The 13,003-nt window shown below is 50.8% G+C and carries 12 protein-coding genes; 7 read left to right on the forward strand and 5 right to left on the reverse strand.

Features of this window, described 5'->3' with window-relative positions; all coding sequences use genetic code 11:
- Position 1: 1 nt before the first annotated feature.
- Positions 2-3,451: a methyltransferase regulatory domain-containing protein gene (locus HVY19_RS12000; protein WP_181680820.1), complete on the reverse strand. Its 3,450-nt coding sequence runs from the start codon at positions 3,449-3,451 to the stop codon at positions 2-4.
- 153 nt (positions 3,452-3,604) lie between these two features.
- Positions 3,605-4,798 carry a FliC/FljB family flagellin gene (locus HVY19_RS12005; RefSeq protein WP_181680821.1) on the reverse strand — a complete coding sequence of 398 codons (1,194 nt, stop codon included), beginning with the start codon at positions 4,796-4,798 and terminating at the stop codon, positions 3,605-3,607.
- Positions 4,799-5,052: 254 nt separating this feature from the next.
- Between HVY19_RS12005 and fliD the strand changes: the two genes are divergently transcribed.
- The 4 genes from fliD (at position 5,053) to amyA (ending at position 8,809) form a co-directional block, all read left to right on the forward strand.
- Positions 5,053-6,459 (forward strand): flagellar filament capping protein FliD, encoded by a 1,407-nt coding sequence (gene fliD / locus HVY19_RS12010; RefSeq protein ID WP_181680822.1) that lies wholly within the window; start codon positions 5,053-5,055, stop codon positions 6,457-6,459.
- A gap of 15 nt (positions 6,460-6,474) precedes the next feature.
- Complete coding sequence (fliS, locus tag HVY19_RS12015) at positions 6,475-6,882, forward strand: flagellar export chaperone FliS (RefSeq protein ID WP_181680823.1); 408 nt, start codon at positions 6,475-6,477, stop codon at positions 6,880-6,882.
- Complete coding sequence (fliT, locus tag HVY19_RS12020; protein WP_181680824.1) at positions 6,882-7,253, forward strand: flagella biosynthesis regulatory protein FliT; 372 nt, start codon at positions 6,882-6,884, stop codon at positions 7,251-7,253. The genes fliS and fliT overlap by 1 nt, the downstream gene beginning before the upstream one ends.
- 68 nt (positions 7,254-7,321) lie before the next feature.
- On the forward strand, positions 7,322-8,809 hold the full coding sequence (gene amyA, locus HVY19_RS12025) for an alpha-amylase (protein ID WP_181680825.1): 1,488 nt from the start codon (positions 7,322-7,324) through the stop codon (positions 8,807-8,809).
- A gap of 39 nt (positions 8,810-8,848) precedes the next feature.
- Here amyA and yedD read toward each other — a convergent pair whose 3' ends face one another.
- On the reverse strand, positions 8,849-9,262 hold the full coding sequence (gene yedD / locus HVY19_RS12030; RefSeq protein ID WP_181684276.1) for a lipoprotein YedD: 414 nt from the start codon (positions 9,260-9,262) through the stop codon (positions 8,849-8,851).
- Positions 9,263-9,447: 185 nt separating this feature from the next.
- Here yedD and yedE point away from each other — a divergent pair, with 185 nt between their 5' ends.
- The 3 genes from yedE to HVY19_RS12045 all read left to right on the forward strand — a co-directional run bounded on the left by yedE (position 9,448) and on the right by HVY19_RS12045 (position 11,727).
- The gene (gene yedE / locus HVY19_RS12035) at positions 9,448-10,653 is read left to right on the forward strand and encodes a selenium metabolism membrane protein YedE/FdhT (protein ID WP_181680826.1); all 1,206 of its coding nucleotides are present in this window, start codon (positions 9,448-9,450) and stop codon (positions 10,651-10,653) included.
- Positions 10,650-10,883 (forward strand): sulfurtransferase-like selenium metabolism protein YedF, encoded by a 234-nt coding sequence (gene yedF / locus HVY19_RS12040; protein WP_181680827.1) that lies wholly within the window; start codon positions 10,650-10,652, stop codon positions 10,881-10,883. Before yedE ends, yedF begins: the two co-directional genes overlap by 4 nt.
- A gap of 127 nt (positions 10,884-11,010) precedes the next feature.
- A complete protein-coding gene (locus HVY19_RS12045; RefSeq protein WP_181680828.1) occupies positions 11,011-11,727 on the forward strand; it encodes a CatB-related O-acetyltransferase in 717 nt (238 codons plus the stop codon).
- 29 nt (positions 11,728-11,756) lie between these two features.
- Here HVY19_RS12045 and HVY19_RS12050 read toward each other — a convergent pair whose 3' ends face one another.
- The gene (locus HVY19_RS12050) at positions 11,757-12,413 is read right to left on the reverse strand and encodes an acetyltransferase (RefSeq protein ID WP_181680829.1); all 657 of its coding nucleotides are present in this window, start codon (positions 12,411-12,413) and stop codon (positions 11,757-11,759) included.
- An 83-nt stretch (positions 12,414-12,496) separates the two neighbouring features.
- On the reverse strand, positions 12,497-12,811 hold the full coding sequence (gene fliE, locus HVY19_RS12055; RefSeq protein WP_181680830.1) for a flagellar hook-basal body complex protein FliE: 315 nt from the start codon (positions 12,809-12,811) through the stop codon (positions 12,497-12,499).
- Positions 12,812-13,003 lie beyond the last annotated feature (192 nt).

Here is a 13,003-nt window from a genome sequence, read left to right on the forward strand (position 1 = left end):
TTTAGGCGCTATTTATCGTAAATTGACTCCGTTGCGTCGGCGCGACCTCTTCAGGCACAGTGAATGAAGCGGGTTTTTCACCGCGACAATAGCGTTCCCATGCTTCTCTAATGGCGCGCTCCAGATACACCGCGGCCGTTCCACCCACGGAACTTTTCAACTGGATACGCTCGCGCATCCCCAGACGCAGCGCATTCAGGCCATCGACATCGCTGGAAATTTCCAGTGCGCGGGCGACATATTCTTCCGTCGACTTCACCACGAACTGGTCCAGGTTGAACTGGCGTAAGTTTGAGGCCCCCTGGCGTGATACAAACGTTTCCCCAATCAGCGTCAGGCTCGGCACGCCCATTTGCAAGGCGAAGTTGGTGGTTGTACCACCTGGGTACGGGAAGGCATCAAGCAACACATCGACTTCAGCATGCATGGCTAAGTACGACGAGACACCAGTGCGCTTTCTGAAGATTAGTCGTGAACGATCGATACCCAACTCTGTAAAGCGCTGTTCATAATGCGCAGTCATTGCATCGTCCACCATATTACCAATCAGCATCTGCGCAGCGCCGTGTTGTTTCAGCACTTCAGCCCAACAGGCCAAAACTTCACTGTTAATTTTATTGGGACGGTTAAAGCTGCCAAAGGTGAAGGTGCCCGTGCGCAAGGCCGGCGTCGGGACGACCGCTGGCGCATTCTGGAATAACGTAAACTGCTCGTTAAACGGCAGATAAATCAGCGATTCTGTAAACTGTTCGTCCATCTCCCCTGGATAGGCCATTTTGTTATGTGCCAGATAGTAATCCATTTGGGTAAGGCCAGTGGTGCCGGGGTAGCCGATAAATGACATGGATACCGGTGCGGGACGAAGAGCAAACGACAATAAGCAATTGAAATTAGTATGACCTGAAAGATCGATTAAAATATCAATACCATCCTCATTTATCTGTTTTGCAAGCTCTACCGCACTTAGATGTGCGACGTTCCGCCAGACCGACGTTTTTTCTTTTAACTGATCAGAGATTCCATCTTCAGTACCGTAATTGTGGTAAGCAAACAGTTCAAATTGTTGTGGGTCAAATGCCCGCCAGATTGGCAAAATAAAGTTCGTAACGGGATGGTTTCGCAAATCGCCAGAGACGAAGCCTACCCGCAGTTTGCGCGCCGGGTCACAGGGTTGTGGATAGCTGAAGGTGATCTTCTGCTGTTTAGCCCACTGAGTGACTCGCTCCCCGTAGCGGCGATGTTCATTGAAAACGAATTCCGCATTACTGCCTTGATGATGAATTAACGCAAACAAATAGTTCGTCATGAAGTTGAAATCAGACGGTGCCAGTTCGCAGGCTTTGCGTAGCCATTCTAGCGATTCATCTTGCCTGGATTGATCGGCACATAACGTGCCCATTAACGAAACCGCCATAATGTAATTTGGATCGATCGACAGCGATTTTTCAAGATAAGAGTGGCCAAGCTGAAGATTTCCATTGCCTAACTCTATCCTCGCAAGATAGGCCCATAACATTTGGCTGTTTTCATCTAATCGCAAAGCGCAGAGCGCCAGTCTCTCCGCATGCCATGTGCGCTCCAATTTAATAAGCAACATGACAAATTGTTGGTAGAACAGCCACGTTCGCGAATCAAGTGTAAAGAGATGCATAAAGGCATCCAGGGCTTTCGGATAGTTTTGCATCCCCATGTAAACATGAGAAAGTTGAGACCAAATCGCAGGATTAGCTGGCTCCTGGGCATTCAGTTCCAACAAGTAATTTAACGCCTGCTGGTACTCCTGGCGGCTGAAGAACGCGTTAATCTTCTTCATTTTTTTATTATCCAGTCGCTCAGGATTCGTCTTCGAAGTGGAGGCAGTTCGTCTTGAGCCCTGTAAGTCAAAAAGAGGGCTACTGAAGAGCATCAGCGGGATCATCTGCGCGATACTCTCCTGCCCCTCCTGCACCAGTAACGTTTGCTGATAGTACTTCTGCCAGGCCAACGGTGACCCCATTAGCAGCCCTTTTTGGCGCAATCCCTTCAACAGCGGATAGTTTTCCGCATTTACCGATAAATCAGACTGCTGGAGTAAATTGCACTCTTCAGAATTCACATTGAATGTTTCATACCAGAAATTGAACAGCGAAGAGGTTTCCGGACAGGCATTCAAAATTGCCGTAACCGCTTTATGTGGCATTACCGCGCGGGTACCGTTACGCCGCCAGGCATCCGGCCCTTTACAGTAGTGAAGCGAAGGGATCCCTTTAATAAACAGCGCCCGCATTACCCGCAGTACAGCCTGGCGATGCTGAACGGGATCTTCTCCTGGGATACAGGTCTGTGCCGCAATGTCATCAAACGACAGACTGTATGGCCAGACTTCACCCAGCAGGTCCAGGACCGATAACGTTAGCTTATGGCTGATTTGCATCTGCTTGCCATCATTGGTCAGAAGCCCAGTGGTGTTATCCTCATGCGAAAAATAGCGCTGGAAATGGCCAGCCCAGTTTAGTTTCTCAAGCGCCTTAAAATCGGGTGCGGCTGCGACCTGGGGTTGATGCGCAGCAGCGACGAGCAGACTGAAGCGTTCGCTGCGCTGGGTTGCAAAATCCAGATACTGCTGGCGTAAGATCTTATTCTCCTGCGGGCAAATGGTATTCAACAGCAGTTGAACATTGTCACCATAGTACTCCGCCATTTCCGTCCACGGACGGGCATCGCCGAGATAGCAGAGATCGCTTTGTTCTACCATCTGGTTGAAATCTACCAGATAATTAGCCTCTCCCATTCCGCTGAGATAGCGCATTGCCAGACTGGTATCGCTGAGGTTTTCAACCGCTTTCAGGCTGGATTGCAATTTGTCGGCATGCTGCCCCACGGCTCCCAGAGACAAAAAGGTGGCCATTGCCCTGGCGCTACTGACCTGCTCATCCACCGTGGTGGCCAGGCTGCTGTGCAACAACATTGCATCTCTTAAGGTTTCATCATGGCGCGCACCTGGGTGGCATGGCCAGCGAACTGCCAGCACGCCGTTATCAGCCAGCCATTGACGGCACCAGCCGAGAATGACCTGCCGGCTGTTATTGTCCAGATAGGCCAGATCGCCCTGGACAAAAATATAGTCCTGCTGCCCGACCTCAAGTTCAACCAACTGGTTTAACGATAGTGCACCCAGTTGCACATTATGCGCCCCTGCGGTCTGACGTAATAGCTCACCCTGCTGAATGATCCCGGTATCAATATCAATACCAATGACCTGCGCATCCGGGTTCGTAAGCGCAAAGGGCAACAAACTGTCGCCCCGCCCGCAACCCAATACCAACACTCTGGCCGTATTTGTAGGTGCGCTTTCGAAGCCATAAAGGCTGGTCATCGCCGCGATATGCTCGGGAGATAACATCGGATCTGATTGCAAAGCTAAAGGGGATGTCAGAGCGCAAGGCGTCTCAATAGCCTCTTGGGTTGTCATATGTCGTTCCTGTTAAGTCGAACTTTTCCTTTACTATATAAAGTCAACGCGTCCTTCAATGCGTTAAGCATGACGCTCCGGAGGGGCTTATTCCGGCATTGCCCAAAAACAAAAAAGCCAACCCGAAGGTTGGCTTGAGTAAGCGATAATGAATTAACGCAGCAGAGACAGAACGCCCTGCGGAACCTGGTTAGCCTGAGCCAGTACAGAAGTACCAGCCTGCTGCAGGATCTGCGCACGAGACATGTTAGAAACTTCTGTCGCGTAATCAGCGTCTTCGATACGGCTACGTGCAGAAGACAGGTTGTTTACGGTGTTGCCCAGGTTAGTGATGGCAGATTCGAAACGGTTCTGAATCGCACCCAGGGAGCTACGGAATTCGTCAACTTTAGCCAGAGCCTTGTCAATTTTGTCCAGCGCGCCAGAGGTCGCACCGGTAGTCATGCTCTTGAAGCTCAGGTTGTCGGTATCGATAGTGAAAGCGGCTTTCGTTGCGGTAGTGGTATCCGCAGCCTGCGGATCCAGGGCAACGTAGAAGCTGGCGCTAGAACCACTAGCGATTTCAAAACCGTTCGCTTTCAGGTTGTTAGACTCAGCCGCGTTGCTAGCAGTCACGCTAACTTTCGCGAACAGGTTGCCTTTTTCATCGGTGTATACGCTTGCAGAATCGAATGCAACGTTTGCGGTACCAACGCCCAGACGGGTAGCCAGAGCATCAGTTTTTGCTTCAGATACGCTTGCGCTAGATACCTGGGTAGTAGAACCGTAGAACTTCTCGAAGTCAGCGGTGGTAGCAGTAGTAACTTCGCCTTTCGGACCGTTAACGTTGAAGCTATCCAGACCCAGAGTTTTAGAGGTGATTTCCTGCAGGTTGATATCGATGGTTTCGCCATCGTTAGCGCCAACCTGGATGGTCAGAGTCTGATCTTTGCTCAGGATTTTGGTGCCGTTAAACTGAGTCTGACCAGAAACACGGTCAATTTCGCTCAGGCGCTGTTTAATTTCGTCCTGGATAGAAGACAGGTCAGAATCAGAGTTAGAACCGTTAGCTGCCTGAACAGACAGTTCACGGATACGCTGCAGGTTGTTGTTGATTTCGTTCAGAGAACCTTCAGTTGTCTGAGCAACAGAGATACCGTCGTTGGCGTTACGAGAAGCCTGAGTCAAACCTTTGATGTTTGAAGTGAAACGGTTCGCAATCGCCTGACCAGCAGCGTCATCTTTCGCGCTGTTGATACGCAGACCAGAGGACAGACGCTCGATAGCAGAGCTCAGGGTACCCTGGGATTTGTTCAGGTTGTTTTGGGTCAACAGCGACAGGCTGTTAGTATTGATGACTTGTGCCATAATCTTTTCCTTATCAATTATATCTTGATGTTATTGGGCCGTTGCCCACGGTTTCTCACCGTAACCCATGTATCGGCACCTTAAATTCGATCTTTAGAGAATTTTTAGTTTTCGCGATCTTTTTTTTAGTCCGCGAAATACCCTCTTTATATGGCATTATTCCCCTTATTATTTTCATATAAATTTTATTAAACTTTGCCCTCAGATTGCCGATAACGCCGTTAACTACTGTTTGCAATCACAAGGAATTTGGTATGGCTTCATTTACATCATTAGGTGTCGGCTCAAACTTACCGCTGGATACATTGCTAACGAACCTGACCACTGCTGAGAAAAGACGTTTAACGCCAATTACCCAGCAGCAAAGTGCTAATACCGCGCGCCTGACGGCATATGGAACCTTAAAAAGCGCGTTAGAAAAATTCCAGACAGCGAATACCGCGCTGAATAATGCAGACCTGTTTAAAAGCACCAAAATTACCAGTAGCACCACCGATTTAGGCGTTGCCACCACCGCAGGGGCATCCCCTGGGATATATACCGTGAGCGTCACTAAACTGGCGCAGGCGCAGTCTCTGACAACTGATGTACAGGTCAGCTCCGAGAAAGATAAATTAGGCGATCTAACGGCCACAACCCGCACACTGAAAATTGAACAAAAGGGTCGTGAGGAACCATTAGAAATCAAGCTGACCAACGATCAGACCTCCCTGGAAGGTATTCGCGACGCGATTAACGACACGGACAGCGGTATTTCCGCCAGCATCGTTAAGGTAAAAGAAGGCGATTATCAGTTGGTGCTGACCGCGGAAACCGGCACTGACAGTCAAATGACGATTTCAGTGGATGGCGACACTAAGCTTAGCGATTTGCTGGCCTATGACAGCACCAGTGGCACTGGAAATATGAAACAGTTAGTGCCCGCGCAGGATGCTAATTTGACGGTGAACGGCATTAATATTGTGCGTCAGAGCAACACCATTACTGATGCGCCACAAGGCGTAACGCTCACGCTGACGAAAGAAGTCACTGACGCAAAAGTAACGGTCACCAAATCGAACGATAAATCAACCGAGGCCATCAAAGGCTGGGTTGATGCCTATAACGCGCTGATTGATACCTTCGGAACGCTGACCAAATATACCGAAGTCGATCAGGGTGCCGAGGCTCAGGATGAGTCAAACGGCGCGCTGTTAGGTGATAGCGTGGTACGTACCATTCAGACCGGGATCCGCGCGCAGTTTGCGAACAGCGAAAGTACTTCGGTATTCAAAACGCTGAACGAAATTGGCATTGCCCAGGACGGCGCGACCGGGAAATTAAAAATTGATGATGCCAAACTGAAAAAAGCGCTGGATGAGAATACGGCCGGTACGCGTGAACTGTTGGTAGGTGATGGTAAAGAGACCGGTATTACGACCAAAATCTCTTCTCTGGTGAAAGATTATCTGGCCGATGACGGAATTATCGACAGCGCCCAGGACAATGTGAACGCGACGCTGAAAAAACTGACCAAGCAATATTTAGCCGTCAGCTCCAGCATCGACGATACCATAGCTCGTTATAAGGCCCAGTTTACCCAACTGGATACCATGATGAGCAAACTGAATAACACCAGTAACTATCTGAGCCAGCAATTTACTGCGATGAGTAATTCCTGATAACACGAGGTAAATATGTATACCGCGAGCGGTACTAAGGCCTATGCGCAAGTCAGCGTAGAAAGCGCCGTAATGAGTGCGAGTCCGCACCAGTTGATCGAAATGCTGTTCGACGGTGCGAACAGTGCCCTGGTACGCGCTCGCCTGTTCCTCGAACAAGGCGATATTGTGGCGAAAGGTGAAGCGCTCAGTAAAGCGATCAATATTATTGATAACGGGCTCAAGGCCGGACTGGATCATGAGCAAGGTGGCGAGTTAGCAACTAACCTCTCCGCGCTGTATGACTATATGATTCGCCGTTTATTACAGGCCAATCTGCGTAATGATGGCCAGGCTATCGAAGAAGTGGAAGGGTTGCTCAGCAATATTGCGGATGCCTGGAAGCAGATCTCACCGAAAGCATCATCCCAGGAGTCTCGTTAATGACAACGACCGTGGAGTTTATCAACCGTTGGCAACACATCGCACGTCTCAGTCAGTCGCTGCTTGAATTAGCACAGCGAGGTGAATGGGACCACTTACTGGAGCAGGAAGTCACCTACCTGCAAAGTATTGAAGCGGTCGTTGAAACTCAAACTCCACCGGGCATTACGCGAAGTATTCAGGATATCGTGGCGGGCTACATCAAAGAGACGCTCGATAATGAAGTTCTCCTGAAAGTTCTGTTGCAACAACGACTGGATGAGTTAAGTAGCCTGATTGGCCAGTCAAGCCGTCAACAGACAATTAATAATACCTATGGACGCCTTTCCGGCATGCTATTGGTCCCTAATGCCCCCGTTGCCGGTCAATAATTCCCGCGATAAGAGAAATTATCTTCCATACTCCAGAGGTTGTCTCAATGACCTTTGGAGCACGGAAGATGAAAAATCCCACCTTATTACAGTACTTCCACTGGTATTACCCTGAGGGCGGAAAGCTCTGGTCGGAACTGGCTGAGCGGGCAGATGGCCTCAACGATATTGGCATCAACATGGTCTGGCTTCCTCCGGCGTACAAAGGCGCATCGGGGGGGTATTCCGTTGGCTACGACTCTTACGATCTGTTCGATCTGGGTGAGTTTGATCAAAAAGGCTCTGTTGCCACCAAATATGGTGATAAGGCACAACTGTTAGCGGCGATCGATGCACTGAAGAAAAACGAGATAGCGGTGCTTCTCGATGTCGTGGTCAACCACAAAATGGGCGCAGATGAGAAAGAGGCCATTCGTGTTCAGCGGGTGAATGAAGACGATCGCACCCAAATCGATGATGAAATTATCGAATGCGAAGGCTGGACGCGCTACACCTTCCCTGCCCGTGCGGGTCAATATTCCCAGTTTATCTGGGACTTCAAATGCTTTAGCGGCATCGACCATATTGAAAACCCGGACGAAGACGGGATTTTTAAAATCGTTAATGACTATACCGGCGAGGGCTGGAACGAGCAGGTCGATGACGAAATGGGTAATTTTGATTATCTGATGGGCGAAAATATCGACTTTCGCAACCATGCCGTCACCGAAGAGATCAAGTACTGGGCGCGCTGGGTCATGGACCAGACGCAGTGTGACGGGTTTCGCCTGGATGCCGTGAAGCATATCCCGGCCTGGTTTTATAAAGAGTGGATTGAACACGTTCAGGAAGTCGCGCCGAAACCGCTGTTTATTGTCGCCGAATACTGGTCGCATGAAGTGGACAAGCTGCAAGCCTATATCGATCAGGTCGAGGGGAAAACGATGCTCTTCGACGCCCCGCTGCAAATGAAATTTCACGAGGCTTCCCGTCAGGGGCGTGACTATGACATGAGCCAGATTTTCACCGGTACGCTGGTTGAAGCCGATCCTTTTCACGCGGTCACTCTGGTGGCTAACCATGACACTCAGCCATTGCAGGCACTGGAGGCGCCGGTCGAGGCCTGGTTTAAACCTCTCGCCTACGCGTTGATCCTGCTGCGGGAAAATGGCGTACCGTCTGTGTTTTATCCCGATCTCTACGGTGCGCACTACGAAGATACCGGCGGCGATGGCGAAACCTACGCGATTGATATGCCCGTCATTGAACAGCTTGATGCGCTCATTCTCGCACGTCAGCGTTTTGCTCACGGTATTCAGACGCTATGGTTTGATCACCCCAACTGCATTGCTTTTAGCCGCAGCGGTACGGATGAAGATCCTGGCTGCGTGGTCGTGCTGTCCAACGGGGACGACGGAGAAAAAACCCTAACGCTGGGCGAAAACTACGGCAATAAAACGTGGTGTGATTATCTGGGTAATCGTGAAGAGCGTGTGGTTACGGATGAAAATGGGGAAGCGACGTTCTTTTGCAACGGCGGCAGCGTAAGCGTGTGGGTGATTGAAGAGATCATTTAACCGCACACCCCGACAGTAAACCTGCCGGGGTACTTTACGTTACGGTAATGCTGAAGGGAGTGGCGCTTTTTCCAGCGCGGCAGCACACTCTACCGTCGGGCGATCGACGCGTTGCAGGGTCATGCCATCATATTCCAGGCTATTTCCTTCGCGTTCAATTTCATAAAGCTCGCGTTTCACCGTCACGTTGGTCAACTCGCCAGAGAGCATGGTCAGTTTACCCGGCAGGGCGATAACCCGTTGCCACTGCCGACAGTCCAGCGTATCCCCTTCTTTGGTCACCACCAGACTGGCAATCGCTTCCGGACTCACCAGTTTGCGCTGAGGACCGTTGGTCTGCCAGTACCCTTCCAGCCCTGCGGGGGCGGGCGTTTTAACCACATTGTTGTAATTTTCCACCTCGGCGCACCCTGCCAACATCAGTAATGCCCCAACGATTGCTAATTTTTTCATCATTCATCCTGCATGCGAAGAAAAGTGGATTGTGGCATTAATGCCTTGATGTCGCCAGCCTTTCACCGTGGCAATAGAAGTTTGATCTATTCGGTATTACCGCTTAATAGTACCAGGCATCTTAAGCGGAGTGGTGTACTATCCGCATTCTTGTTTCAAACCTTCTGAGTTCAGAGGCTAAACACATGTCATGGCAACAATTCAAACAAGCCTGGTTAATTAAATTCTGGGCACCCATCCCTGCGGTCATCGCGGCGGGTATTCTCTCCACTTACTATTTTGGCATAACCGGTACCTTCTGGGCCGTTACGGGTGAATTTACCCGCTGGGGCGGTCAGATCCTGCAACTGTTTGGCGTTCACGCCGAAGAATGGGGTTATTACAAACTGATTCATCTGGAAGGCTCTCCATTAACCCGGATCGATGGGATGATGATCCTCGGAATGTTCGGCGGCTGTTTCGCTGCCGCACTGTGGGCCAACAACGTTAAACTGCGCATGCCACGCAGCCGTATTCGCATTATGCAGGCGATTATCGGCGGGATGATTGCCGGTTTTGGCGCACGGATGGCGATGGGTTGTAACCTTGCCGCCTTCTTCACCGGCATTCCGCAATTCTCACTCCACGCCTGGTTCTTTGCACTGGCCACCGCCATCGGCTCCTGGTTCGGCGCCCGCTTTACGCTGCTGCCGATATTTCGGATACCGGTTAAAATGCAGAAAGTGTCTGCGGCCTCACTGCTAACGCAAAAACCAGAGCAGGCGCGTCGCCGGTTCCGGATGGGAATGTTGGTGTTCATCGGCATGATCGGTTGGGCGCTGCTGACCGCGATGAACCAGCCAAAGCTGGGGCTGGCCATGCTGTTCGGTGTGGGATTTGGCCTGCTGATTGAGCGAGCGCAAATCTGCTTTACTTCCGCCTTTCGCGACCTGTGGATCACCGGACGTACGCATATGGCGAAAGCGATCATCTTCGGGATGGCGGTGAGTGCTATCGGGATATTCAGCTACGTGCAGCTTGGCGTGGAAGCGAAAATCATGTGGGCCGGACCAAACGCGGTGATCGGCGGGCTGCTGTTCGGTTTTGGCATTGTGCTGGCAGGCGGCTGCGAAACAGGCTGGATGTATCGTGCGGTGGAAGGTCAGGTTCACTACTGGTGGGTAGGTCTTGGCAACGTGCTAGGTTCCACGATCCTTGCCTATTACTGGGACGATCTCGCCCCAACGCTGGCCACAAGCTGGGATAAAGTCAACCTGCTCAATACCTTTGGCCCGCTGGGTGGTCTGCTGGTGACCTATCTGCTGCTGTTTGCCGCGCTGATGCTGATCGTCGGCTGGGAAAAACATTTCTTCCGTCGCGCGGGGCTGACCCCTGCTAAGGAAATTGCATGAAAACAATGGTTCCGGATTACCGTCTTGATATGGTCGGCGAACCCTGCCCCTACCCTGCCGTCGCCACGCTCGAAGCGATGCCGCAGTTGAAAAAAGGGGAAATTCTGGAAGTGGTCAGCGACTGTCCGCAGTCCATCAATAATATCCCGCTGGATGCCCGCAACCACGGCTACACGGTGCTGGATATTCAGCAGGATGGCCCAACGATTCGTTACCTCATTCAGAAATAGTGACTCGGGGAACAGCGATGTTCCCCTTCTTTTATTCCCTCGTTTGCCAACCCTCACTTCTCGTTATTCTATTAACCTCGGCTACCTGCGCCATTTTCAGCGGCGAACACCACTTTCAGGTGAATCAGTGAACATAGAAACGGAAAAAGATTGTTTAGGGGTCGATCCCAATCACCCGATGGCCCCCTATTTTGATGTCCTGACCTACAGCGACGGTTTATTTAGCACATTGCCGAAAGGTTTCTTTCAGAACTGGCTTGGTGTGCCATCCAGTACCGGAACCATGTATATCGGCAAAGGTTCCGCATTGGGCGTCGGCTCAATCGTGAAATATGACGCGGGGATACAAAGTCTGCGCGTGGGTCGTTTTGTCGCTGGCGGGATGCGCTTAAAATTCATTCTCAACGGTCAGCATGAAATGAAAACCATGTCGACCTCCATGTTTTCTTATTTTCATCATGAATTACGTAATCCACCGCCGCCGCAATACGGTGATACCGTCATCAAAAACGACGTCTGGATGGGTGATGAAATGATGATGCTGGGCGGCGGTGAAATTAATAACGGCTGCATTATTGGCGCGCGCTCAGTCCTTCCGCCAAATTTCAAATCTGAACCGTATGGAATTTACGCCGGCAACCCCGCACGCTTAATCCGTTTTCGTTTTTCGGACAACATCATTGAATCGCTGCTGGATATTGCATGGTGGGATCAACCGGATCTTGTGAACTGGCTAAAACTGATTAACGGCTATTTCATGCAAGATTTTACCGAGGATGAAGCAAAGACGCTTGCGCTACTGGAAGAAGTCAAAGCCCATAAGGCGAAGTGGCTGGCGAACTGAATCAAGGCAGCCCGGCGAACAGGTGAAACTTAGTGTTTATTCAGCGGCCGGGCTGGGTTACCCACTACCGTCATTCCCGCAGGCACGCTTTTGGTCACAATCGCGCCCATCCCAATGACCGCACCAGCACCAATAACGATCGGTTTTTCTGCCGTATTTTGCTTGATGACCGCCCCGGCCCCCACGTAGGCATGATCGTCAATCACCACATTCCCACAGCATTTCACCCCCGGCGCAAACGTGACGTAATGACCGATCACACAGTCATGAGCCACATAGGAATAAAAATTGGCATGGAAAAATTTGCCTATTTTGCTGTTTGCAGAAATGGTGGCAAACGGATTGATAATTGCCCCTTCGCCAATGTCTGCCGTGCGATATACCACTGATTGGCTGCTGGTGACAGTAAAAGGCACAATACCTTGCGCGATAAACGCTGAGGCGATTCTTTCCCTGACGTGGCTGGCCGCAATGGCCACGTTAAAAAACTTTTCCTGAGCTGGATGCGAGAAAAATTCCTCCGGGGAGAGGACCGGCAGTCCGTTCACAATTTTTTCTTTCGCATTCTCAACGACAAAAACGCAGTGTGCAGCCGTTGAAAAAGAAGACACGAGGATCATTTCCTGGACGAGGGGCATGACCTCTCTGCCATAGCCGCCCGCGCCCACAATGCCATACAGTTTCATAGTCTCCCCTGCGTTCAGATTCCCCTTTGCCCTCACTATGGCTCAAGGAAGGAGCCTGAAGCAACACCAGAAGAGAGTAACCACTACACCTGCATCGCCATGACTTCCTGGTACGCCGCAACCAGTTTGTTACGCACCTGGATCCCCATCTGCATGGAGACAGAGGCTTTCTGCATATCGGCCATCACGTCATTGAGCGCAATGCCAGGCTCGCCGAGTGTAAATTTCTCTGCCTGCACGCGGGAGGCATTTTGCGTATCGCTGATGCGGTCCAGCGCGGCGTGCAGTTGTCCGGCAAAACTCACCGTCGGTTGAGGCATCACTTCTTGCGCGCGAGCACCCATCGCCGTGGCCTGGAGCTGGCTGAGAACCCCTTCAATTCCCTGTATTGCTGACATGATAACCCTCTGGATAAATTTTCACGTAGCAGAGATTACCATTTCGTCAATGAGATAAAGGCCTTAAATAGCGATAAAAAACCTCGGTTTTTGGCGCATAGAAAAAAACGAAACCACAAATAATGGCAATGTGAATTTTCCGATTTTGCTGACCCGGGAGTGAGTCTTGTTCCACTTTGCAAAAAACGCCGT

It is taken from the genome of Citrobacter sp. RHB25-C09, from assembly GCF_013836145.1.
Taxonomy (GTDB): domain Bacteria; phylum Pseudomonadota; class Gammaproteobacteria; order Enterobacterales; family Enterobacteriaceae; genus Citrobacter_A.

Excerpts from the sequence above, each read along its gene's own strand:
- yedF (WP_181680827.1), top strand. The coding sequence starts at position 10,650 with ATGAAAACAATGGTTCCGGATTACCGTCTTGATATGGTCGGCGAACCC.
- fliS (WP_181680823.1), top strand. The coding sequence starts at position 6,475 with ATGTATACCGCGAGCGGTACTAAGGCCTATGCGCAAGTCAGCGTAGAA.
- HVY19_RS12000 (WP_181680820.1), bottom strand. The coding sequence starts at position 3,451 with ATGACAACCCAAGAGGCTATTGAGACGCCTTGCGCTCTGACATCCCCT.
- fliT (WP_181680824.1), top strand. The coding sequence starts at position 6,882 with ATGACAACGACCGTGGAGTTTATCAACCGTTGGCAACACATCGCACGT.
- fliD (WP_181680822.1), top strand. The coding sequence starts at position 5,053 with ATGGCTTCATTTACATCATTAGGTGTCGGCTCAAACTTACCGCTGGAT.
- yedE (WP_181680826.1), top strand. The coding sequence starts at position 9,448 with ATGTCATGGCAACAATTCAAACAAGCCTGGTTAATTAAATTCTGGGCA.
- amyA (WP_181680825.1), top strand. The coding sequence starts at position 7,322 with ATGAAAAATCCCACCTTATTACAGTACTTCCACTGGTATTACCCTGAG.
- yedD (WP_181684276.1), bottom strand. The coding sequence starts at position 9,262 with ATGAAAAAATTAGCAATCGTTGGGGCATTACTGATGTTGGCAGGGTGC.
- HVY19_RS12050 (WP_181680829.1), bottom strand. The coding sequence starts at position 12,413 with ATGAAACTGTATGGCATTGTGGGCGCGGGCGGCTATGGCAGAGAGGTC.
- HVY19_RS12005 (WP_181680821.1), bottom strand. The coding sequence starts at position 4,798 with ATGGCACAAGTCATCAATACTAACAGCCTGTCGCTGTTGACCCAAAAC.
- fliE (WP_181680830.1), bottom strand. The coding sequence starts at position 12,811 with ATGTCAGCAATACAGGGAATTGAAGGGGTTCTCAGCCAGCTCCAGGCC.